This window comes from Caballeronia sp. LZ016, from assembly GCF_031450805.1.
Classification (GTDB): Bacteria; Pseudomonadota; Gammaproteobacteria; order Burkholderiales; family Burkholderiaceae; genus Caballeronia.
The window spans coordinates 29,931-52,137 of sequence record NZ_JARTVY010000004.1; the positions used below are offsets into that span (position 1 = coordinate 29,931).

The window sequence follows — 22,207 nt, forward strand, 5'->3', positions numbered from 1 at the left end:
AATGGCGTCCTAACGGAACGAAACGGGCGGCGTCTTCGTCTCACATCCGACGAAACACCTAGGCATAATAGGCATCACCCGAGGACACCGGAACGCGCCTGCCTATGACCCGCCCCGCACTGGAATGCCGCCGCCTTCATAAAACCTTCGGTTCTGGCAGAACCATTCTCGCGGGACTGGACTTCACGCTCGGATCAAGCGAATTCATCGCGATCATGGGCGACTCGGGCGTCGGCAAGTCCACGCTGCTCAATCTCATCGCGGGCCTCGACGCGCCGGACAGCGGCGAAATCCTGATCGACGGCGTGTCCATCTCCGCCCTGAGCGACGAAGCCGCCACCCGGACGCGCCGCGAGAAACTCGGCTTCGTGTTTCAGGCGTTTCACGTGCTGCCGCATCTGACGCTCGTGCAGAACGTCGCCGTGCCGCTGCTGCTCAACGGCATGCCGCTCGCACCGGCGCACGGCATGCTCGCGGCCGTGGGCCTCTTCAATCGTCAGGACGATCTTCCGCGCCAGCTCTCGGGCGGCGAACTGCAGCGCGTGGCGATCGCGCGGGCGCTGGTGCACCGGCCGCGCCTCATACTCGCCGATGAACCCACCGGCAATCTCGACCCGCAGACCGCGCATGAAATTCTCGGCCTGCTGCGCACCGAGACGCGCGCGACCGGCGCCGCCGCGATCATGGTCACGCACTCGGAAGCGGCAGCGGCGTTTGCCGACCGCGTGCTGATTCTCGCCGATGGCGCCCTGCACGAAGCTGCATCGCTCGCGGCGTTCAACGAAGCGCGCGCACGATGACGGCGCGCCCGGCCGCTCATCGCTTGCTGTCGCGCTGGCTGCTCGGCGCGCAATGGCGCAGTCATCGCGGACGCGCGCTCGTCGCCATTCTCACCATCGCCCTCGGCGTGGGGCTCGGCTATGCGGTGCAACTCATCAACAGCGCCGCGTTCAACGAGTTCTCCGCCGCCGCGCGCAGCCTGTCGGGTCAGGCCGACCTCCAGGTGCGCGGCGTGCAGCCGTTCATCGACGAGCGCCTTTATCCGGTCCTCGCAATGCGCCCCGGCGTCGCGATGGCGAGTCCCGTGCTCGAAGTCGATGTCGCCGTGCCGAAGCAGACCGCGCCGCTCAAGGTGCTCGGCATCGACGTGTTCCGGGCGAAACGCATCGCGCCCGATCTGATCGGCGCGCCGTCGCCGCAAGCGCCGCTCGATGTGCTGTCCGACGATGCGATCTTTCTCTCGACCGCCGCGCAGCAATGGCTGCATACCGGCGTGGGCCTGCAGGTCGATCTGCAGAACGGCACGCAGCCGGTGCCGCTGCGCGTGGCGGGCGGCGTCGTGCGCGCGTTGCCGGGGCAGCGTATCGGCGTGATGGACATCGCCGCCGTGCAGTCGCGCTTCGGCATGCAGGGCCGACTGACGCGCATCGATTTGCAACTGGCGCGCGGCGTCGATCGCGAAGCGTTCCAGCGCGCGCTGCAGGACGAACTCGGCGCGCGCATCGTCGTCGGGCAGACGCGGGACATCGAGAGCCGCACGGACCGGCTCTCGCGGGCGTATCGCATCAATATGAACGTGCTGGCGCTCGTCGCGCTGTTCACGGGCGCGTTCCTCGTGTTCTCGACGCAGGCAGCGGGCGTCGTGCGCCGCCGCGCCCAGTTCGCGATGCTGCGCGTGCTCGGGATGACGCGCGGGCATCTCGTGCGGCAGATCATGGCCGAAGGCGCGCTGCTCGGCGTGGCGGGCGCGGTGCTGGGCATCGCGCTCGGCTTCGCGGTCGCGGGCATCGCACTGCGCTTTTTCGGCAGCGACCTGGGCGGCGGCTACTTCCCCGGCGTGCAGCCGCGCGTCCACTTCGAGCCTGTTTCGACGGCGATTTTTCTCGCGCTCGGCATCGGCGTGGCGCTCGCCGGCACGCTGGTTCCCGCGCTCGAAGCGGCCCGCGCGCGGCCTGCGCCGGCGCTGAAGGCGGGCAGCGAGGAAGCCGCGCTCTCGCCCCTGTCGACGCCGTGGCCCGCGCTGCTCTGTCTCGCGCTCGGCGCGGCGCTGACGCAGGCGCCGCCCATCGACCATGCGCCCTTCGCCGGCTATGCCGCTGTCGCGCTGCTGCTGATAGGCGGTATCGCGCTGATGCCGCGTCTCACCGCCATTGTGTTCGGCGCGGCCAGCGCCGCGCATGCGTGGCTGCGTGCAAAGAGCAAGCGAAGCGCGGTCGCGACGCTCGCGCTCGCCCGGCTTGCGAACGCGCCGGGGCAGGCGTCGATCGCGATGGGCGGCGTGCTGTCGAGCTTCACGCTGATCGTCGCGATGGCGATCATGGTGGCGAGCTTTCGCGTATCCGTCGAAGACTGGCTGGAGCATCTTCTCTCCGCCGATGTCTACGCGCGCGTGGCGTCGAGCGGCGACACCGGCGGCCTCACGCCGGACCAGCAAGCGCGGATTGCGGGGACGAACGGCGTGGCGCACGCGGCGTTCTCGCGCGCATCGCAGATCACGCTCGATGCATCGAAGCCGCCGGTTGCGCTGATCGCCCGCGAAATCAACGAGGCCGATCCCGGCGCGATGCTGCAGATGACCGGCGCGACGCTGCCGCCGCAATCGTGGCGTACGGACGAAACGCCGGTGTGGGCGTCCGAGGCGATGGCGGACCTGTACGGCTATCGCACGGGGCAACGGCTCACGCTGCCGGTCGGCGGCGCGAGCGAGCGTTTCGTCGTCGCGGGCATCTGGCGCGACTATGTCCGGCAGACCGGCGCGCTGCAGATTCGCCTCGGGGACTATCGGCGGCTGACCGGCGACATGGGCGCGACCGATGCGGCCATTACGCTGCGCCAGGGTGCGTCGGCCGGGCAGGTCATCGCGGCGCTGCAGAAGCTGCCGTTCGGCGATGCGCTCGAGTTCTCGCAGCCCGGCGACATTCGCGCGCGCACGCTGACCATCTTCGATCGCAGCTTCGCCGTCACGTATCTGCTCGAAGCGGTGGCGATCGTCATCGGCCTGTTCGGGGTGGCCGCGACGTTTTCGGTGCAGACGCTCGCGCGTTCGCGGGAGTTCGGCATGTTGCGGCACGTGGGCGTGACGAGGAAGCAGATCCTTGCGCTGCTTGCCTCCGAAGGCGGCCTGCTGACGGTGCTCGGCATCGCGGTCGGCTGCGTGCTCGGCTTCGCCATCAGCCTGATTCTCGTGTTCGTGGTGAACCCGCAAAGCTTCCATTGGACGATGTCGCTGCACGTGCCGTGGTCGATGCTCTTCATCATCGGCTGCGTGATGCTGGTCTCTTCGTGTACCACGGCGGTGCTGGCGGGGCGGCGCGCGGTGTCCGTGGATGCGGTGCGCGCCGTGCGGGAGGACTGGTGATGCGCGCGTTATCGATGCTGCTGCAAGCGCTTCTCTCGACGACCTCGCTCGCCGCCGAGCCACAGTTCGCGGCGGTGTCGCCGGGGCGGCCGATCGAGTGGCCGCAGGACAGCGGCGCGCATTCGGGGTATCGCACGGAATGGTGGTACGCGACCGGCTGGCTCGAGACGCCGGACCACAAGCCGCTCGGCTTTCAGATCACGTTCTTCCGCTCGAACACCGGCAAGGGGAACGGCGGGGGCGCGTTCGATCCGTCGCAGTTGATCGTCGCGCATGCCGCGCTGTCCGATCCGGCTCATGGGCGGCTCGTGCACGATCAGAACATCGCGCGGCAAGGGTTCGGCCTGGCGTACGCAAACGCGGGCAATACGGACGTCAAGCTGGATGCGTGGCGCATGGTACGCGACGCGGATGGCCGCTACGCGGTCGACGCCGACGCCGCCGGTTTTGCGTTGCATCTCGTCTTTGCGCCGACGCAGCCGCCGATGATTCAGGGCGAGGGTGGTTATTCGCGCAAGGGTCCGCAGCCGCAGCAGGCGAGCTATTACTACAGTGAGCCGCAGTTGCAGGTGAGCGGGAAGGTGACGCGGCCGTCGTCATCGGGCAAGGGCGAGACGGTCGATGTGACGGGCAGTGCGTGGCTCGATCACGAGTGGTCGAGCACTTTGCTTTCGGCGGATGCGTCGGGTTGGGACTGGCTCGGCGCGAATCTCGACGATGGCGCGGCGCTGATGGCCTTCAAGGTCCGCTCGCGCGATGGCCGCGCGGTGTGGGCGCATGCCGCGCTGCGCGGCCGCGATGGCCGCACGACGCAATACGGCCCCGGCGATGTGGAGTTCGTGCCGGAGCGCCAGTGGCGATCGCCGCGCACGAACACGGAGTATCCGGTGGCGATGACCGTGCGCGTCGGTGCGACGCGCTGGCGCCTGGCGCCGCTCATCGACGATCAGGAACTGGACTCGCGGGAATCGACGGGGGCGGTGTATTGGGAAGGTGCGGTGACGGTGACGGGAGAAGCGCAGGGGGCGGGGCGTCGGGGGCGGGGGTATCTCGAGTTGACCGGGTATGCGAAGGCGGTGGAGGCGGGGAAGCGGTGAATGATCGTGCTCTTGCGTTTTTGCTTCTCGCCGGGGCTGACGAGTCAAGGGCTCGAGGACGTGGCGCTCAGCGGGGGCGGAAGCGCATTAGCGGCGGCTGATTCACTCGATTGCTACCGATGCTTTATGGATTGGGGATATTAGGTAGCGCATTGGGCGGTTCGGAAGGATGCTGCTTTTCTTGGTTTTTCTCGCAGACTGACAACACTGACTCCGAGCGTCTTCGGGCCGCCGCCGCGCGATTTTGAATACGCCCAAGACGAGCAAAGTACCGCAATCAAAGCATCGCACGCCGCTGCACAGTGGGCCAAGGTCAGGCATCGAGCGGCTTGCCCCAACCACGCCCGTGTGCGGAACACGCAATGCTTTCACGAAAGCGCCGCCCCACTTGTCTGCAAACCGCGTCCAAAACCGCGACAATGTAGGGGTTAACCCGTCACAGAAAGCCATGTCCGACCTAACCAGCCCCCTCCGCCGCCGCAGCGACATCAATCCCAAACCGCTAGGCATAGCAGCACTGCTGCTTCTAGCCGGCGCGTGGTACCTCGCGCAAACCGCCAGCCCGCGCCAGGCCGCGCTCTACATCGTCGGAGCTTTGCTCGGCATCGCGCTTTATCACGCCGCGTTCGGCTTCACGTCTGCCTGGCGCGTCTTCATCGCCGATGGCCGCGGCGCGGGGCTCCGCGCCCAGATGCTCATGCTCGCAGTCGGTGTCGCGCTGTTCTTCCCGGCGCTCGCAGCAGGCTCCCTCTTCGGCATGCCCGTAACCGGCCTGGTATCTCCCGCAGGCACCTCGGTGATCGTCGGCGCGTTCATCTTCGGCATCGGCATGCAACTCGGCGGCGGTTGCGCATCCGGCACGCTGTACACCGTCGGCGGCGGCAGCACGCGCATGATCGTGACGCTGCTCGCGTTCATCGCCGGATCGGTGATCGCGACCGCGCATATGCCGTTCTGGACCGCGATGCCATCGCTTCAGCCGATATCGCTCGTCAAGTCGATGGGCCTCGCACCCGCGCTCGCCTTCAACTGGATTCTGTTCGCGTTGATCGCGGCACTGACCGTATTCGTCGAAAAGCGCCGGCACGGCAAGCTCGTCGCGGCGCACGTGCAGCCCGCGCATACGTCGCCGTGGCTGCACGGACCGTGGCCGCTCATCGCCGGCGCGCTCGCGCTCGCCGTGCTCAACTTCGCGACGCTCGCGCTGTCCGGACGGCCGTGGGGCGTTACATCGGCGTTTGCGCTGTGGGGCGCAAAAGCGGCAGCGGCGATGGGCGTCGATGTCGCAAGCTGGCCCTACTGGATGAGCAAGGCCAACGCCGCGACACTCGCCGCGCCGGTCTCGCATGACGTGACCTCGGTGATGGACATCGGCATCGTGCTCGGTGCGATGCTCGCCGCCGCGCTCGCCGGACGCTATGCGCCCGTGTGGCGCGTGCCGATGCGCTCGCTGATTGCCGCCATCGTCGGCGGTCTGCTGCTCGGCTATGGCGCGCGTCTCGCCTATGGATGCAACATCGGCGCCTATTTCAGCGGCATCGTGTCGGGCAGCCTGCACGGCTGGCTCTGGCTCGTCGCCGCGTTCTTCGGCAACGTGCTCGGCACGCGGCTGCGCCCCATGTTCGGGCTCGAAGTCGAGCGGCTCAAGCCCACGTCCTGCTGACCGTCACTCGCGCGGCCACCGGTTCTCGAAGACGCATTCCTCCGGTGGCCGACGCTTCGCCCAGCCTTCGGTTTCGAGCATCGGCGCGTCATAAAACCGTTCGACATGGCCGATGCACAGAATCGCGACGGGCCGCGCACCGGCCGGCATCGCCAGCAATTCGGCGATCTCACGCGGATCGAATAGCGATACCCATCCCATGCCGATGCCCTCGGCGCGCGCCGCGAGCCACATGTTCTGAATCGCGCACGCCACCGACGCGAGGTCCATCTCGGGCAACGTGCGTCGGCCGAAGACGTGCTGCTCGCGGCCATCCATCAGCGCCATCACGAGCAATTCCGCGCACTCGCGCATGCCTTCCACCTTCAGCTTCATGAACGCATCGCGACGTTCGCCGAGCGCGTCGGCGGTCAGAAGCCGCTCGCGCTCCACCGCTGCCTGAAGCTGCTGCCGAAGCTGCGCGCACGTGATGCGTACGATCCGCCACGGCTGCATGTAGCCGACGCTCGGCGCGTGCAGGGCGGCGTCGATGAGGCGCTGCATGACTTGCGGCGCGACGGCATCGCTCACGAAGTGCCGCATGTCGCGCCGCTCGGCAATCGCGCGGTAGACCGCGCTTCGTTCTGCTTCGCTGAAAGTCTCGCTGTAAGTCTCGCTGAAAGTCTCGTTCATCGTCGATAGTCGTGGAATGCGCGGCAGCGCAACTGTATCCGCATCGCGCAATCGTGCACAGCGATGCCGGGCGCGAACGTGCATCACGGTGCGGTAGACCACCATCGCGCGCGGGAAAATCGGCGAACATGCCCGATGCCGTTCGGAACACGCTCACCGTCCGCATATTCATCGACCAGGCAGGCACATGACCTTCGATCACGGCGTATTCACCGTCTCGCTCGACTTCGAACTGCTCTGGGGCGTGCGCGAGACGCGGACCATCGAAAGCTATGGAGAGAATCTGCGAGGCGGGCGGCGCGCCATTCCGCAGATGCTCAACGTCTTCGAGAATAGCGGCATTCATGCGACATGGGCGACCGTCGGCTTCATGTTTCATCGCGATGCCGCCGAACTGAAAGCAAGCCTTCCGAAAACGCGTCCGCACTACAAGCGGCCAGGAATATCGCCGTATGAATATATCGATGCCGCGCATGAACTCGATCCGCTCTATCACTTCGCGCCCGACCTGATTGCGCGCATTGCGGCACAGCCGGGGCAGGCCATCGGCACGCACACGTACTCGCACTATTACTGTCTCGAAGAGGGGCAGGGCGTGCGCGAGTTCGAGGAGGACATCGCATGCGCGGTGGACGTGGCGCGGCGCTCGGGCGTCGATATCAAGAGCATCGTGTTTCCGCGCAATCAATGCAACGATGCCTATCTCGCCGTGCTCGTTCGTCACGGCATTCTGTGTTATCGCGGGACGCAAGGCGGGCACGCCTATGCGGCATCGGACAAGGCAGGGCAAAGCCGCATGATGCGCGCGAGCCGCCTGCTCGATGCGTACGTCAACGTGTCCGGGCACAACACGCACGCGCTTGAAGACTGCTTTCGCACAGCGCCGTTCAACTTTCCTGCGAGCAGTTTCCTACGGCCTTTCAAGCGCAGGCTGGCGGTATTCGACCACTTGCGCCTCAACCGCATCAAGCATGCAATGACGCACGCCGCGATCCACAAGCGGCTGTATCACCTGTGGTGGCATCCGCATAACTTCGGACGCGATACGGCGCAGAACATCGCGTTCCTGCAGCGTATCGCGGACCACTATGTCGAACTGCGCGAGCGATACGGCTTCGTGTCGCTGAACATGGAAGAGCTATGCGCGCTCGGCGAACGCCACCACGCGGACGGCCGCGCATCGAGCGCGCTCGAAACCGCCGCCTGAACGCGACGGTATCGAGGATCGGCGTCAGCGGCGCGTTTCCTGCGACGTGGCCGGCGTGATGGAAGCGTGACCGAGCAGGAAGCGCGGCGTCTTGAATCGCACGATGCACGCGTAGAACCACACGTACGCGCCGACGAACACGATGTCCGTGGCGAACAGCACGACCGGCTCGTTCCAGAAGAACGACGCGGGCACGACGCCGACCGAGCACAGCGCCCACAGATAAGGCGATGTCCGCGCGTTGCGCCGGCCGCGCTGGCGGGCATCGCCATAATCGGCGCCGTGCAGCGCAATACGGCGATAGATCAGCGTATGAAGATGCACGCCATCCGGCTCGCTGACGGGCCGCCCGCGAACGAACTTGCGGCGGTAGATGGAGAAGATCGTCTCGAAGAGCGGGTAGATCGCCACCACGGCCGCATACCACGCCGAAACGTTCGGATGCCGCGCAATCAACAGCACGAGCAGTTCCGCCATCAGAAAGCCGATGAAGTATGCGCCGCCGTCGCCGAGAAAGATTGCCGCGCCGGGGTAGTTCCACACCGCGAAGCCGAGGATGGTGCCGATCATCGTCAACGCGACGCTCATGATGAGCCAGTCGCCGACCTGATGCGCGACATAGCCGATCGAACCGAAGATGAGTATGGCCGATACCGACGCAAGTCCGTTCATGCCGTCGATCAGATTGATGGCATTGGTCAGTCCCGACACCGTGAGCACCGTGAGGCCGATTGCAACCGGCATCAGCGCAAGCCCGCGATCGACGATAGGCAGATCGACGCGGCCGAGCACCGCGTTCAATGCATAGACCGCGCAGATCGCGCCGGCCATCGCAGCGAGCAGCCGAATGCGCGGGCTCACACGCTTGGTGATGTCCTCGATGCAGCCCGCAAGAAACGGTATCGCGGCGCAGCCTAGCAGGAGCATCGACTCGCCGGGCGGGTTGGCGTCGAATATGCCGCCTATGAAAAACGTGATTCCGGTTCCGCCCATGATCGCCACGCCGCCCACGCGCGGGACCGGGACGGTGTGCATCTTCTGTACTCCCTTCAAATCGGAATCGAGCCAGCGGGAACCGGCACGAGACGTATATTTCACGATCCAGAGGGTCAGACAAAACGATGTCAGGCAGCCGAGGGCAAGATTCAGCATTGTCGTGTGCTCATGGTCAACAGCGCGGACGGTCGATCGGAATGAGTCATGGAAACCAAGCCCGTTGAAGCAGGCCGGTGCTTCGGCCCACGAGTCCTGCGATGAAGCGACTGCACCCAGCGATATTGCGGATATGCAAATCGAGAAACGTGCGATAACCCTTTCTTATTCCCGCGTTTTTTATGATTAATCAGGGATATCCCGCTAAACGAATCACGTTGGGAGTCCGAATATCATCGCCCGACACGACTTTTCGATGGCACGTTTTTTTGTTGATGAAATGTTGGCTAGGCCGCGTATTGGTTAAGAATTGGACGCTCCTGAAAGCCTTCTTTTGTGCATTGGCGCCACTTGACACATAGCGTATGTCGATATGATGACGACGCCTTTACGTATAGCTGCTCGTCGAGGGCATCGCGAAGTCAGGCAGTCCATCGGCGAAGAACATACCGGCCCTGACGGTTACGCGCGAGATCGTCGCTCATCACGCGCGCCGGCACGCCTGCAACCGTGACGTTGGAAGGGACGTCGGCGGTCACGACACTGCCCGCGCCGATGGTCACCGAATCGCCGATCACGACGTTTTCGACAATGCATACATTCGGGCCGATATACACGTTATCCCCAATCGTCGCGGCCTGGCCGTGATTCGAGCCGATGGTCACGCCTTGCGACAGATTGCAATTCGCGCCGATAACGGCTGTTTCGTTGATCACGATATTGCCGAAGTGCCCGATGAATAGTCCCGGGCCAATGGCTGTCCCAGGCGGAATGACGATGCCGAACTGTCTCTGCTTGCGACGCAGGATGATCCTCAGGACTACGCCAAGAATTCCACGCGGTCTCGACGATGCAAGACGGAACCAGACGGAATAATTGAATCCCTCCGACGATACGAACTTTCGCACGAGCGCGCCCGCGTTCGCCGCGCCCGCATAACGGTAAAGGTCGCTTCTGATCAGATCGATCGGTTTCATCGGTAACCTAAGGAAGATGCGTTGCGCGGTAGCGTAACGGGCCGTTCATCGCGTATAAGTTTGAGAACTCACATTTCATTCGATGTACCCGAACGACGCCAAGGAGCCTGCCGCGTCATGCGAAAAAGAAGGATTGCGTTAAAGCTGATTGCCTCCGGTGCGCTGGTACAAACCCTTGCTCGAGTGCCCGTTCACGCCGCGGACATCGTGAGGTCCAGTGCGTTCGGCGTAAAGGGCGACGGGACGACCAACGACCGCCTGCGCCTTCAGGCCGCTATCGATGCAGCCGTCGGCAAGACGCTCCTGATCGAAGGACGCTGCCGAATCGACGCGAAGGGCCTCGATCTGCGCAGCGGATCGCGCGTGCGTTTCGAGCCGGGTGCGTCGATCAAACTGCTCGCCCACGATACGCCCTTTTACCAGATCATTCGCCTCTGGGACGTGACCAATGTGGTACTGGAAAACGCGATGCTCGACGGCAGCAAGGAGTTGAACGCGGCAAAGCCGAAGCGTCGCGAGGAAGGTTACGGCATGGGCATTTCCATCGCGGGCAGCACGGACGTGACCATTCGCTCGGCCACCACGACCGGCTGCTGGGGCGATGGCGTGTATATCGCCAACAGTTATCGCTCGCCTTCCGTCGCGCCCGAGGACATTCGCCTGATCGAACATCACGCGAGCGATTGCAGGCGGCAGGGCGTCTCGATCATCAGCGGCCGGAACATCGCGATAGAGCGCTGTACGTGGCAGAACATCGCGGGCACGGCGCCATCGGCGGGACTGGATATCGAGCCTAATTCGAATCGCGACGTGCTCGAGAACATCCGCGTCGTCGATCCCGTCACGCGCAATTGCCATATCGGCATTCTGGTCTTTCTCGCGGAGCTTCCCGGGCCGCTCGCGAAGCAGGTGACTATCTCGATCAGCGGTCATCGCGATGAAGGCTCGACCGACAATGCCTTCAGCGTGTCCGGTCTGGATACGAAGGGCTTCATCGTGAAAGGCCGCGTGGAGAGCCGCTCTCCGACATGGGTGGATTCGCGGCTCGCATCCGTGGAAAGCATCGACTATGACAAGCGCGGGCCGGCTATCGTCGTCACCGGATTGCGGCTGGTTCGCTAGAGCCTCACATGCTGTGGGACAGCGCACAGACTCCGCGCACGCATCGCCGCACGCTGTCCGATGCCACAATTCACGCGAGGATTCTTCGATGAGAGCAAGAGCGATGCAGGGTCGAAGCGCATCGGCCTCGCGTGTCGTGCATCGTGGGCAACATTTTCTCGCGACGCCGGGCGGATGGCTCTTCGTCACGCTCGCCGTGGTCATTCTCGTCATCATGGCGACGAGCCCGCGGCACGTTTCGGCCGTGCTCGACCAGGACAATTATCTCGAGTATTTCCGCCGAACGACGTGGGACTGGTTCGTCAGTACCTATAAGGCGCGGACGTCGACGCTCGCGTTCATCATCAGCACGGTCACCGAGGAGTTCGGCTGGCGCGCGTGGGTGGTGGGGCTCAATGCGCTCGGCTTCACGCCCGAAACCGGCGTTCGCATCACGGTCGTCATGCTCAATGCGCTGGTGTTCATCGCACTGCTCGAAGTCCGGCGGCCGCTATTGGGCCTGGTTCTCTGGGCGGTCGTGCCGATGGCGCTCGCGACGGTCGGCACTTTCCAGATCCGGCAGGGCATGGCGTTCGGCATCGCGATGCTGTTCACACTGCGCTATCACCGCCCCGTCACCGGATGGGTGCTCGCATGCTTCGTTCATACGACCTTCGCGATACCCGCGCTGCTGCTGCTGACGATCCGCCTGTGCGGCGACCGCAGGCGCCTTGCGTTCGCGAGCGCGAGCGCGATGGCCTTCGTGCTCGTCTCGTCGGCGGGCTTCCTGTTCAGGAACTTCGGGGGCAGGCGGATCGAGGAATACTCGGGTTATCAGAACGATTTCACGATCAAGCTGGTGATTCTGCTCGTCATCTACATGACGGCTTCCATCGTGTTTCTTTATTCCGAGTGGAAGAACAGGCCGGCGGCGAAATCCACCGTATGGACCGAGCTTTGCACGATGCATATCGTGCTGGTGCTTTATCTGCTGCTTGCGTTCGTGCTGTTTCCGTTCGGCAAGGGGCGTGTATGGTATTGCATCCCGCTCATGATGATTTTCATCATGCCGCAGATTCGCTTTCGAAACGCATTCTCGATATGGTGGGTAGTAGGGATAATGCTGGTGCTGTCCGCTGAAGTCATCAAGAGCTATTACGAAGGCGTGTACGCCTACTTCATCGGCAGCTAGAAGACATCGAACGATACGTCATCGACGGCATCGGCCGCCGATGACGACGCGGCTTCAGGTCTTCTCGAGCGGCGCCTTGCGCAGGCGTTTCGCACCCGTCTTGCTCGCCATCTTTTCGCCGCGAAGCACCGTGCGCAGCGCGCCGTAGTCGGCACGCATGCGTTCGATCTCATAGCGCGTGACGAGCCGTCCGCCGAAGCCCGACAGGAAGTCGAGGATGGTCGCGGTCGAGATGCCGTCGAGATCGAAGATGAGCTTCTTCTCGCGCGCGATACGCGCCGCTTCCCAGATCAGAAGACTGATTGCGCCGCCGTGTGCATCCGCGCGGCGCGACGACAGCATGTAATACACCGCACGGTCATCCCAGACCAGCGCGGTTTCGGCGACGAGCGTGCCGTTGTCGTCGAATGCGCCGAGCATCACGCCCGCATTGCGCGCGCGCACTTCGCCGAGCACGCGCCGCATGATCGTCGAGCCATAGACGTTGTTGCGCTTGCGAACGGCGAGGTTGCTGTCGTAGAAGTCGACGAAGCTATCGGGGCTCGCAATCTCTCGTATCGTGAGGCGTTCGGTCGCACGCCGCACCCAGTTGCGCGTATTGCGGCGCAGGGCCGACCACGCTTCGCTTTCCGTGCGTTCAGCTGGGATCTCCATCGTGTAGCCGATGGACACATCGTAGCCATGCAGCGAAAAGGCAATGGCCTCCGCTTCCGACATGCGCGTGTCCATCAGTTGATGAAAGTGCGCGCACGCTGGCAGCTTCGAGACGAGCTGATTCGCGATCTCCATGCGATAACACCACTCACGCTCACTGCCGCCTGCGCGTTGCGGCTTGATGACGGGACCGAGCGTGCGTGTCAGCGGCGGCAATTCACAAATGCGCCACAAGCCTTTGCGTTCCAGCATATAGGGCATTTCACCAATGACGTCATCGCCCTGTTTGACTTCGACAATGCCCCATTTGCCGTCGGTCGCTGCTTCGAGCCACCACGGTTCGTGAAAGATCGATCGTGCGGTCAGGCCTTGGGGTTTGATATTGCCCGCGACCACGGTGTTGATGTTGTCCTTCGCTTTATTCGGTTTCGCTTTCGCCGGCTTCGGCTTGGTCGCAACAGGTGAAGAGCTGACTGAATAGCATTCGTTATCCATTGTCCCTCGCAACTCGGTTCATGATGCAGTTCGCTACGCGTTTAAATCCGCGAAAGGCTTGAAACGCAGGCGTTCGCACGCAGTCGACAGCGCTCGGATGCTGGCGAAGACAGAGTGAAGAAGCGGTGTCGACGTCGTATGTCAGAAGAGGCAATGCATAAGTTTCGACGATGTCAAGCAGAGTCGTCGCGCGACTTATTACAGGAGCTTACCGGAGGGTAATTGACCACTCGCGTGCACCACTGTACGGCATCGCACGTTGCGCCGGTTGCTCCGCGATGCAAGATGCGCCAAGCGCAGGACAGCCAATGGATTGCTTGCCATACTCGTGGCGGACTTCATTCGAGCGCTGCCATCGTAACCCTTGCATCGTCGCAGAGAGATTCATGATTGCACCGGCCCAACGTATCGACATCATCAAAACGACAGAGGAATTTCGCGCGCTCGGCGACGAATGGCACGCGCTATGGCGTCGCGCCGACGGCCGGCATCACGAGTCCTTCGTGACTTGCTGGCTGAGCTGGGAGCGCGTGGCGAAGCCCATCGGACGATCGCTTCGCATCATCGCGGTGCGTCGCGGTGAGCGGCTCATTGCCGTGTGGCCGCTCGTTCGTTCGCGCAACCGGCTGTGGACCGTGCTGCGGCCATTGAGTCCGGAATCGGCTGACTATACGACCGTGCTGATCGATCCTGACCATGCTTCAGTTCAACTGATTGAATCGATCTGGCGCGCCGCGCTCGAACGTTGTCCGTCCGATATCTTCCTGCTGCCTTATCTCGATCACGACGACACGCTCTTCCGCCTCGCCATGGCGCATGACGGACTGATGACGTCGAAGGAGCATCCTTATGCCATCGCGCGTTTGTCTCGTGAGAAGGACTGGGAAAGCTTCGCGGCATCGCTCGGCACGTTGTCGGGGAAGAAGCCGGGTGCGCTGCTCAGGAAGCTCGAACGTCAGGGCCAGGTCGAGATGCGCTTTCTCGGCCCCGACGACGAAGAAGAGAACGCACGCATGATCGACTGGATGCTCGCGTGCAAGCGCAGTTGGGCCGAACGCGTCGACAAGAAGGGGGCGTGGCTCTATTCGCAGGCGTTCCGCGATTATCTCGTCGCTCTTGCGAATCATCCGGCGGACAGCGACGGCAGGCCTTACGCCCGCGTCATGGTGCTGCTGCTCGACGGCGCGCCGATCGCCGCGAACATGGTCGGCCTCGGCCGAAAAATCATGCTCGGCGTGATGGCCGGATTCGACCGGGAGCGCAGCAAGCTCGCGCCGGGTGCGATCTCGACCGAAGCGTGGGTGCGCTGGGCCGTCGAGAACAGCATGGATTTCGACCTGGGCGTCGGCTCGGAGACGTTCAAGCCGTATTGGAGCAAGGGGAATATGTCGGCAGCGTCGAGTGCTCAGATTGCGCAGTCGTCCTGGGGGCGCGTGGCATTCGCCATGAACGACGGCTTGACGAGGCTCGCGGCGATCCGGGCAGGGATGCGGCGTGGAAAGGCAGAAGTCGCGTCGGAAAAACTTTGAAGGCCCATTTTCGGGGAATAAAGCAATCCATTATGCCTGGCGACCGTTTAATACGAGCAATATAAACGGCAAGATATTCTCTTTTCTTCATACGTGAAACCCGTGGTTCGGTAGCAACGACGGCTTCATATTCGCGTCTGCGGCGATTTTATTTTAATCGTCCGATCATTATGCAAACGGTTTCCTCAATCCCCCGCCTGGCGGGGGATTGAGCGAACGTACGTTCCCGCCATTTCGACCTGTTCCCGCCCGATTGTTACATCGCGTTACGAAACGTTCCGAATTGTCATACCACGTTCTGTATCATACGGACCCGGTATCGGTATTAGATACTTTGCGCGCAAGCGTTATGAAGTAAGTTTGACCGGCATTCGCGGCCTTGCATGCTTTGGGCAACTTTTCGGCCCCGGTTAAACGCTCCGCATTCGTCCGAGTTACGGTCTCGACGGACATTCTTTTTCCCAGTCGCCTATTAATAACGTCAAGCACAATGCCCTTTTCCAGACAAAATCTTCTTTCTTCCGAGCAAATCCAGAATCCCCTTTTCACACGTCGTAAATTGCTTAACGCAATTGCCGCCTGCACCGGCGTGATGGTGCTGGCCGCATGCGGCGGCGGCAGCGCCGATGATCTCGCCGCCACCGACAAGCGCTGGCGCCGCAACTCGGCCGCCACGACAACGGCGGCATCGAGCACGGACGTCGCCTCGTCGACGCAAGCGGCGGCCACCACGGCCACGTCCGGCACGGTCGTCAACGCAAGCTCGTTCGGCGTGAAGGCCGACGGCGTCACGAACGACCGCGTCGCGCTTCAGAAGGCCATCGACGGTTCCGTCGGCAAGATCCTGCTGATCTCCGGCAAGGTGCGCATCGACTCCGCGGGCGTGGACCTGCGCTCGAATTCGCATATCCGCTTCGCAAGCGGCGCGTCGATCAAGCTGCTCGCGCACAACGCGGCGAGCTACCAGATCATGCGTATGTGGGACGTCAACAACGTGCAGATCGAGAACGCGTATCTCGACGGCAGCAAGGAGCTCAACTCCGCGACGAACGATCCGAACGATGGCGGCCAGGGCATGGGCCTTTCCATCGCCGGCGCGAGCAATGTCACCATCACGTCGCCGACGACGATCAACTGCTGGGGCGATGGCGTGTACATCGGCAATTCGTATCGCACGCGCACGACGCCGAGCAATGGCGTGACCATCACCAAGCACCTCGCGGACGGAAACCGTCGCCAGGGCGCGACGATCACGAGCGGCAGCAACATCACGTTCGATACGCCGACGTGGTCGAACACGAAGGGCACGCTGCCTTCGGCCGGACTCGACATCGAGCCGAACAACAACAACGCGGTGCTGCAGAACATCAAGATCATCAGCCCGACGACGAACAACACGCGCTACGGCATCCTGGTGTATCTCGGCATGCTGCCGGGGCCGGTGGCGAAGAACGTGTCGATCGATATCACCAACCATCACGACAATGCCGCCTATCACGTGGCGTATGCAGTGGGCGGCCTGCAACTGAACGGCTATTCGGTGACGGGTCATATCAGCAGCGACAAGCCGGTCTATCTGCACTCGGCGCTCGGCTTCAGCAAGACGGACTGGGACAATGCAGGTCCGTCGGTCGAAGTGACGAACATGACCTACACGCGTTAAGCGAAGCGGTTCATCGCCGGGCACGAGAGAGCGGCCCGCCGGCGCCGCGCTCTCGTTTGCGCAAGTGTCTTTTTCTTACAATCACCTGTACGGGGCCTCAACTTTCGGCGGAAAATGCCGAAAACTAATGGCATGGATGCTGCTCTAAGTAGTCCCGGCTGCGGGATTACCCAGCGTCGATTCGTCTGGAGAGGGAATGGACTTCGCCACTACTGTCGGCACGATAGTGTTTTTCGCTGTCGTTGCGCTCGCCTTGCTGGCGGCGGCCGATGTGCTGCTGCCTTCGCGGCGGCGGCATCGGCGCGGCAAAGGCAGCGACGAAGGCGGCGGCGAGAGATCATCCGGTCTCTGGGGCTTGCGCGGCCGCATGCACAAGTCGGACGAACTCAATCCGAAGGAAGCGGGGCACTCGTCGCGCTCGGGTCATCACAAATGACTTGCGACGTGCAAATTCTGCGGTCCTCGCAGCGCACGCGACGCACTCGCTAGCTTTGCCTCAATCCTCAGTCTGTCTGCCGATATCCGACGCAATCACGCGCTGAGTCGTTCGGCACGCGATGCGCGCAACGCATTCGCCGTACGGACGTACGTCTCTTCATAGCGGCGCCAGCTCGTTTCGATCGAGAAAACACGTTCGATTCGCTCGCGAGCGGCCAGCCCCAGTCTCGACCGTTCGTTCGCGGGCATCGTCAACATGGTGATGAGCGCGCGCGCCAGTGCGTCCGCGTCTTCAGGCGGCGCGATCAACCCCGTGTCGCCGATAAGCCATGCGGTGTCGCCCACGTCCGTGGCCACGCAAGGCACGCGGCAGGCCATCGCTTCGCCTACGACCGTGGGCAGTCCTTCGCTGCGCGACGACAGGCAGAACACATCGAGCCCGGCGAGCATCGTCTCCGGATGGCGCAGCGCGCCGAGCAGACGCCCCGCATGCGCGATACCCGCGTCATCCAGCAGCGCCATGAGCGCGCGATTGCCGGCATCCAGCCCACGGCCCGCCATCACGAAGCGGCACTCGGGCAGCACGTCGAGCACGCGGCGCATCGCCGCGATGAAGTTCGGATAGTCCTTTACCGCGTGGTATCGCCCGACGATGCCGATCACCGGCGCAGCCGCATCGAAGCCGAGCTCGCGGCGCAAGGCGTCGCGCGCATCGGGCATCGGCCTGAAGACATCCAGTTCGAAACCGTTGGGGATCACGGTCATCTTTGCAGCGCAGTATCCGCCTTCCACGTGCGATCGCAACGCCGCTTCGCCGCAGCACACGATGGAGTCGGGCACGCGCGCGGATAACAGCGCGCACGCCTTCGTGACCCAGCGCGTCATGCGGCTGCTGCCGGCCGAACGCAGGTCCGTGTGATGAATGCCCCACACGAGCGCGGGACGCGGCGCGCGCGAGCCGCGCAGACGTCGCCATGCGTTTGCGGCATGCAGCGCGAGGCCGCCCATCAGATCGCCGTGATAAAGCCAGCTCTGCACGATATCGGGATCGAGCTCGTCGAGCCAGCGCACGAGCGTCGCGAACTTCGCCGGTCCCGGTGCGCCGCGCCGCATGCCGAGAATGCGCACTTCGGCGCCGGCTTCGCGGATGCGCGCAGCGAGCGTGTCCTCCGACGACAGCGAGATGACCGTGTGCCGCACGCCGCTTTCACGCGACGCGCGTATCAGCCGGTACAGCAGCATTTCCGCGCCATCCGCGGGCAGCGCGGTGATGACATGAACGATCTTCACGGCGCGATGCCGACGGATGAAGGCGCGGCCTGGCGCACCGGCGCAAGCGTCTGATACACGCCGAGCGTCTTGTCGATGACGATCGCTTCGTCGAACTCGCGCAGCGCCTTGTCGCGTGCGGCGAGGCCGAGCTTGCGTGCGAGCGCGCGATCGTCGTCGATCAGGCGCATTGCATCGGCGAGTGCGACGGCATCGCGCACCGGCACGATCAGTCCATCTTCGCCGTTCACGCTGACGACTTCGCGGCAACCGGGCGCGTCGGTGGTGATGAGCGGCAGCGCACACGCGGCAGCTTCGATCAGCGATTTCGGCAAGCCCTCGCGATAGCTCGGCAGCACCATGACGTCGGTGTCGGCGAGCAGCGCGGGCATGTCGCTGACGTGGCCGCGCCATTCGACCAGTCCTTCGGAGACCCAACCTTCTATCGTCGCGCGATCGATGGAGGCGGGATTCCCCGCATCCGGCATTCCCGCGAGGATGAAGCGGATCGTGCGGCCTTCGCGCTTCAATGCGCGCGCCGCGTCGATGAATTCGGCGATGCCCTTGTCCCACAGCATGCGCGCGGCAAGCAACGCACGTAGCGGCTCGCGCGACAGCGGGGCATCGCCGGGACGCGCCTTGAAGCGTGCGCAATTCACGCCGGAACCTTTGATGAGATGAACGGCGGTGTCGTCGACGAGACGCGCTTTCCTGAACATCTGCACATCGTCGGGATTCTGCAGGATGAGCGCGCAACCGTCGCCGTCGAGCGCGAGCCGCAATACGCGGCGAACGACCGGGCGCAACAGCCGCGCCTTGATATCGCGGCTCGTGAACACGTAACCCAGTCCCGCGACCGAGTTCACGCGCGCCGGCACGCCCGCGAGCTTGGCGCCGAGCGAGCCGTACACCGCGCTCTTGATGGTGAAGCCATGCACCAGCGTCGCGCGTTCCTCACGAAACAATCGCGCGAGCCACAAGACGAGATTCAGTTCGCGAAGCGGATTGAGGCTGCGGCGAATCATCGGCACGGCATGCCAGCGAAAGCCGAGTTCCCGCAGACGCGGCCCGTATTCGCCGGGCGGCGATATCAGCACGACTTCGTGACCCATGTCGCGCAAGCGATACGCGAGCGACAGGCGAAAGTTGTAGAGATACCAGTCGGTGTTGGCAAAGAGGATGACTTTGTTCATGGCCCGGATCTCCGTTCTGCGTTCAAAGCACCTGCCGCTGATGACTTCCCATGCTCATCGACGCCGGCTGCTCTGCGTTTCCGGTGCATGCGCCGATGCGCGCGAAGAGGTCGTCCCATATGCGCAGGATCGCGCTCGCCGCGTAGCGCTCCCTGATCGACTGCGCGCCCTTGCGGGCGAGTTCCCCGCGCAAGGCTTCGTCGCCGAGCAATCGGGCCAACGCGTCCGCGAGCGCTTCGCGGTCGTTCGGCGGCACGAGCAGTGCGTCCTGCCCGTCGCGCGTGATGTCGCGCGGGCCGCTCGGGCAATCGACGGCCACCGCTGGCACGCCGAGCGCCATGCTTTCTGCAAGCGCGAGCCCGAAGCCTTCGAAACGCGATGACATCGCGAACGCTTGCGCGCGTCGCATTTCCAGCCACGGTTCGTTCGTCACGCCGGGCATGAACACGCGATCCTTGAGGCCGAGTTCATCGATTCGCGCCTGCAATAGAGCGCGTTCCGCGCCTTCGCCCCAGATCGTCAGGTCCCAGTGCGCAAAGCGTTGGGCCACCGATGCGAACGCATCGATCAGCAAGCCGTAGTTCTTCTGCGGATGCAGCCGCCCGAACGATACGAGGCGCAAGCGCCCATCCACGCTCGCAGCGGGCGCGGGCTGCGAGAAGAGTTCCGGCGGCAACGGATTCGGCAGGACGGTCATGTGCCGAACGCCCGGCACCATCGCGCGGAACGGTTCGACGACGTTCTCGGTCAGCACCGTGACGGCGTCCGCGTGGGGGTACGCAAGGCGCGTCGCGAGCTTCCAGAACGCTGAGCGGCCGTCGGCGGAAGGGTCGTTGTGCTCGCATACGATGAGCGGCACGCGCTGGCCCATCGTCGCAAGCACGCTCGCCACGTTGACGTTGTAGAGAAAAGAGACGACCACATCCGCGCGGCTTTCGCGTATCAGCGTGCGCAAGGCAAGCTGACGTTCGATATAACCGACTACGCCGCCGCGACGCTTGCCGACGCGATCGGCAAGATGAATGAAGCGCACCTTCTCCGACAGCGCATAGAAGCACGGACGCTTGCGGCTATACGTGGCGATCAGCGTGACATCGTCGCCGCGTTCGCTCCACGCATTGACGAGCGTGGCCGCGACGCGTTCGGCGCCGCCGCTTCCCATCGAGCTGACCAGCAGCGTGATGTTCATCGGACCGTGCCTCCGGTGAGATTGGCTGGCGGGACGCGCCGGGTGATCGTCATCGACACGAAGAACACTGTCGCGTGCATGAAGCCGGTCGCGACGAGCACGCCCGGCATGCCGATCCATCGCGTGAGCACCGCATTCGCGACAACCTTCACCGCGAAGCCGAGCGCCGTCACGATGGCCATGTCCTTGTAGCGGCCCTCGACCGACAGCAGGTTCATCATCACCAGCGACGCGAAGTAGAACGGCAACTGCACGAGCGCAAAGCGCATCAGGTCGGCGACGAGCACCGTGTTCTGTGCCGTGAACGCGCCCCGCTGGAACAGCACTTCGACGACCCACGGCGCAAGCGGATACGCGATGACCGCACCGGCCGCCCCCGCGCCGAGCGCGACCAGCGACCACTGGAACGCGGTATGACGCGCGCGATTGATGTCGTCCTTGCCGAGGATGTCGGACAGCACCGGCAGCGTGCCTTGCGCGATGGCGAGCGCGCCCATGCTCAGCAGCAGCCCGAACACGCGATTCGCATAGCCGAGCGTGGCGACGGCGCCATCGCCGAGATGCGCGACGAAATACTGGTCGATCGCGGGCGAGCAGCACACGACGAGCTGACCCAGCATATAGACGCGCACCGCGTGATAGATCGGCTGCCAGCGACGCGACCGGAACGTCAGGCTCAGGTGGCTGTACTGGCCATGCACCTTGCCCGCCAGCGGCCACAGCACGGCCACGAGCGCGACATAGCCGAGCAGCGTGCCGTACATGAGCGGCGTCATTGCGGTGTTGCCGGTGACGAACAGCACGAGAAGCAGCGTCATCACGGCGGGCAGGCCGTCGAGCAGCGTCGCGATGTGACGTTCGCGCGATTGCAGCCGCGTCGAATACGCGGTGATCACCATGATGAGCACGCCGATGGGCGCCATGACGACCATCATGTGATGCGCCATCTCGCGCGTCTGCACGGACAGATTGCCCGCCATGAAGTCGATGACGTATGGCCAGACGGTGTAGATGATCGCGGTGAACAGCACCCCGACGAGGATCGCCCACGCGAGCAGTTCGCCGAGAAAGCGCGTCTCTTCGTCGGTGGATTGACGGCGCAGATCGACGAACACCGGCACGAGCACGATCGCGAACACGGCCGAGCACGCGGCGGGCAGCCACGAGACGAGCGTCAGCGTGATCTGATAGGCATCGACCACGTTGCTGATGCCGTAGCGATATGCAATGACCATCTCCTTCGCCGCGCCCGCGCAACGCCCGAGCAGAACGAAGATGGCGACCCGTGCCATCCCTCGCGCCGCGCGCAGGTGATCCGGGTGGAGCTGCAAGAGGCGATTCTTCAGTGCAGCGAATTG

The 22,207-nt window shown here is 63.8% G+C and carries 18 protein-coding genes; 10 read left to right on the forward strand and 8 right to left on the reverse strand.

What is annotated here, in order from left to right; all coding sequences use genetic code 11:
- Positions 1 to 104: 104 nt before the first annotated feature.
- From P9220_RS20630 to P9220_RS20645, 4 genes are all read left to right on the forward strand, one after another.
- Positions 105 to 800: an ABC transporter ATP-binding protein gene (locus P9220_RS20630; RefSeq protein ID WP_309767283.1), complete on the forward strand. Its 696-nt coding sequence runs from the start codon at positions 105 to 107 to the stop codon at positions 798 to 800.
- On the forward strand, positions 797 to 3,358 hold the full coding sequence (locus P9220_RS20635) for an FtsX-like permease family protein (protein WP_309767284.1): 2,562 nt from the start codon (positions 797 to 799) through the stop codon (positions 3,356 to 3,358). Before P9220_RS20630 ends, P9220_RS20635 begins: the two co-directional genes overlap by 4 nt.
- On the forward strand, positions 3,358 to 4,455 hold the full coding sequence (locus tag P9220_RS20640) for a carotenoid 1,2-hydratase (RefSeq protein WP_309767285.1): 1,098 nt from the start codon (positions 3,358 to 3,360) through the stop codon (positions 4,453 to 4,455). Before P9220_RS20635 ends, P9220_RS20640 begins: the two co-directional genes overlap by 1 nt.
- A 448-nt stretch (positions 4,456 to 4,903) precedes the next feature.
- A complete protein-coding gene (locus tag P9220_RS20645) occupies positions 4,904 to 6,118 on the forward strand; it encodes a YeeE/YedE family protein (protein WP_309767287.1) in 1,215 nt (404 codons plus the stop codon).
- Positions 6,119 to 6,121: 3 nt separating this feature from the next.
- Here P9220_RS20645 and bluB read toward each other — a convergent pair whose 3' ends face one another.
- Complete coding sequence (bluB, locus tag P9220_RS20650) at positions 6,122 to 6,790, reverse strand: 5,6-dimethylbenzimidazole synthase (protein WP_309767288.1); 669 nt, start codon at positions 6,788 to 6,790, stop codon at positions 6,122 to 6,124.
- Positions 6,791 to 6,977: 187 nt separating this feature from the next.
- On the opposite strand from bluB, the gene P9220_RS20655 reads away from it, so the two are divergent.
- On the forward strand, positions 6,978 to 7,997 hold the full coding sequence (locus P9220_RS20655) for a polysaccharide deacetylase family protein (protein WP_309767290.1): 1,020 nt from the start codon (positions 6,978 to 6,980) through the stop codon (positions 7,995 to 7,997).
- A gap of 24 nt (positions 7,998 to 8,021) precedes the next feature.
- Here the strand turns inward: P9220_RS20655 and P9220_RS20660 are convergent, their stop codons facing one another.
- A complete protein-coding gene (locus P9220_RS20660; protein ID WP_309767291.1) occupies positions 8,022 to 9,149 on the reverse strand; it encodes a glycosyltransferase in 1,128 nt (375 codons plus the stop codon).
- Positions 9,150 to 9,571: 422 nt separating this feature from the next.
- The gene (locus P9220_RS20665; RefSeq protein WP_309767292.1) at positions 9,572 to 10,126 is read right to left on the reverse strand and encodes a DapH/DapD/GlmU-related protein; all 555 of its coding nucleotides are present in this window, start codon (positions 10,124 to 10,126) and stop codon (positions 9,572 to 9,574) included.
- A gap of 207 nt (positions 10,127 to 10,333) precedes the next feature.
- On the opposite strand from P9220_RS20665, the gene P9220_RS20670 reads away from it, so the two are divergent.
- Positions 10,334 to 11,248 carry a right-handed parallel beta-helix repeat-containing protein gene (locus P9220_RS20670; protein ID WP_309767294.1) on the forward strand — a complete coding sequence of 305 codons (915 nt, stop codon included), beginning with the start codon at positions 10,334 to 10,336 and terminating at the stop codon, positions 11,246 to 11,248.
- Between the two features lie 88 nt (positions 11,249 to 11,336).
- The gene (locus tag P9220_RS20675) at positions 11,337 to 12,419 is read left to right on the forward strand and encodes a hypothetical protein (protein WP_309767296.1); all 1,083 of its coding nucleotides are present in this window, start codon (positions 11,337 to 11,339) and stop codon (positions 12,417 to 12,419) included.
- 54 nt (positions 12,420 to 12,473) lie between these two features.
- Here P9220_RS20675 and P9220_RS20680 read toward each other — a convergent pair whose 3' ends face one another.
- A complete protein-coding gene (locus tag P9220_RS20680; protein WP_309767298.1) occupies positions 12,474 to 13,568 on the reverse strand; it encodes a GNAT family N-acetyltransferase in 1,095 nt (364 codons plus the stop codon).
- Positions 13,569 to 13,954: 386 nt separating this feature from the next.
- On the opposite strand from P9220_RS20680, the gene P9220_RS20685 reads away from it, so the two are divergent.
- The 3 genes from P9220_RS20685 to P9220_RS20695 all read left to right on the forward strand — a co-directional run bounded on the left by P9220_RS20685 (position 13,955) and on the right by P9220_RS20695 (position 17,196).
- Positions 13,955 to 15,097: a GNAT family N-acetyltransferase gene (locus P9220_RS20685; protein ID WP_309767300.1), complete on the forward strand. Its 1,143-nt coding sequence runs from the start codon at positions 13,955 to 13,957 to the stop codon at positions 15,095 to 15,097.
- A gap of 559 nt (positions 15,098 to 15,656) precedes the next feature.
- Positions 15,657 to 16,760: a right-handed parallel beta-helix repeat-containing protein gene (locus tag P9220_RS20690; protein ID WP_309767302.1), complete on the forward strand. Its 1,104-nt coding sequence runs from the start codon at positions 15,657 to 15,659 to the stop codon at positions 16,758 to 16,760.
- Positions 16,761 to 16,956: 196 nt separating this feature from the next.
- Positions 16,957 to 17,196 carry a hypothetical protein gene (locus P9220_RS20695; protein ID WP_309767304.1) on the forward strand — a complete coding sequence of 80 codons (240 nt, stop codon included), beginning with the start codon at positions 16,957 to 16,959 and terminating at the stop codon, positions 17,194 to 17,196.
- 95 nt (positions 17,197 to 17,291) lie between these two features.
- On the opposite strand, the gene P9220_RS20700 is transcribed toward P9220_RS20695, so the two are convergent.
- Genes P9220_RS20700 through murJ form a run of 4 tightly spaced genes read right to left on the reverse strand, consistent with a single transcriptional unit; the run spans position 17,292 to position 22,141 of the window.
- On the reverse strand, positions 17,292 to 18,488 hold the full coding sequence (locus P9220_RS20700; RefSeq protein ID WP_309767306.1) for a glycosyltransferase: 1,197 nt from the start codon (positions 18,486 to 18,488) through the stop codon (positions 17,292 to 17,294).
- Positions 18,485 to 19,660: a glycosyltransferase family 4 protein gene (locus P9220_RS20705; protein WP_309767307.1), complete on the reverse strand. Its 1,176-nt coding sequence runs from the start codon at positions 19,658 to 19,660 to the stop codon at positions 18,485 to 18,487. The genes P9220_RS20700 and P9220_RS20705 overlap by 4 nt, the downstream gene beginning before the upstream one ends.
- Before the next feature lie 22 nt (positions 19,661 to 19,682).
- A complete protein-coding gene (locus P9220_RS20710; protein WP_309767308.1) occupies positions 19,683 to 20,849 on the reverse strand; it encodes a glycosyltransferase family 4 protein in 1,167 nt (388 codons plus the stop codon).
- Positions 20,846 to 22,141, reverse strand: a complete 1,296-nt coding sequence (gene murJ, locus P9220_RS20715; RefSeq protein WP_309767310.1) for a lipid II flippase MurJ — start codon at positions 22,139 to 22,141, stop codon at positions 20,846 to 20,848. The genes P9220_RS20710 and murJ overlap by 4 nt, the downstream gene beginning before the upstream one ends.
- Between the last annotated feature and the right edge of the window lie 66 nt (positions 22,142 to 22,207).

What these genes read in the sequence shown, in the direction of transcription:
- bluB (WP_309767288.1), bottom strand. Translation starts at nt 6,790, where the DNA reads ATGAACGAGACTTTCAGCGAGACTTACAGCGAGACTTTCAGCGAAGCA.
- P9220_RS20705 (WP_309767307.1), bottom strand. Translation starts at nt 19,660, where the DNA reads ATGAACAAAGTCATCCTCTTTGCCAACACCGACTGGTATCTCTACAAC.
- P9220_RS20665 (WP_309767292.1), bottom strand. Translation starts at nt 10,126, where the DNA reads ATGAAACCGATCGATCTGATCAGAAGCGACCTTTACCGTTATGCGGGC.
- P9220_RS20710 (WP_309767308.1), bottom strand. Translation starts at nt 20,849, where the DNA reads ATGAACATCACGCTGCTGGTCAGCTCGATGGGAAGCGGCGGCGCCGAA.
- P9220_RS20630 (WP_309767283.1), top strand. Translation starts at nt 105, where the DNA reads ATGACCCGCCCCGCACTGGAATGCCGCCGCCTTCATAAAACCTTCGGT.
- murJ (WP_309767310.1), bottom strand. Translation starts at nt 22,141, where the DNA reads ATGGCACGGGTCGCCATCTTCGTTCTGCTCGGGCGTTGCGCGGGCGCG.
- P9220_RS20680 (WP_309767298.1), bottom strand. Translation starts at nt 13,568, where the DNA reads ATGGATAACGAATGCTATTCAGTCAGCTCTTCACCTGTTGCGACCAAG.
- P9220_RS20685 (WP_309767300.1), top strand. Translation starts at nt 13,955, where the DNA reads ATGATTGCACCGGCCCAACGTATCGACATCATCAAAACGACAGAGGAA.
- P9220_RS20655 (WP_309767290.1), top strand. Translation starts at nt 6,978, where the DNA reads ATGACCTTCGATCACGGCGTATTCACCGTCTCGCTCGACTTCGAACTG.
- P9220_RS20635 (WP_309767284.1), top strand. Translation starts at nt 797, where the DNA reads ATGACGGCGCGCCCGGCCGCTCATCGCTTGCTGTCGCGCTGGCTGCTC.
- P9220_RS20660 (WP_309767291.1), bottom strand. Translation starts at nt 9,149, where the DNA reads ATGCTGAATCTTGCCCTCGGCTGCCTGACATCGTTTTGTCTGACCCTC.
- P9220_RS20695 (WP_309767304.1), top strand. Translation starts at nt 16,957, where the DNA reads ATGGACTTCGCCACTACTGTCGGCACGATAGTGTTTTTCGCTGTCGTT.
- P9220_RS20675 (WP_309767296.1), top strand. Translation starts at nt 11,337, where the DNA reads ATGAGAGCAAGAGCGATGCAGGGTCGAAGCGCATCGGCCTCGCGTGTC.
- P9220_RS20640 (WP_309767285.1), top strand. Translation starts at nt 3,358, where the DNA reads ATGCGCGCGTTATCGATGCTGCTGCAAGCGCTTCTCTCGACGACCTCG.
- P9220_RS20645 (WP_309767287.1), top strand. Translation starts at nt 4,904, where the DNA reads ATGTCCGACCTAACCAGCCCCCTCCGCCGCCGCAGCGACATCAATCCC.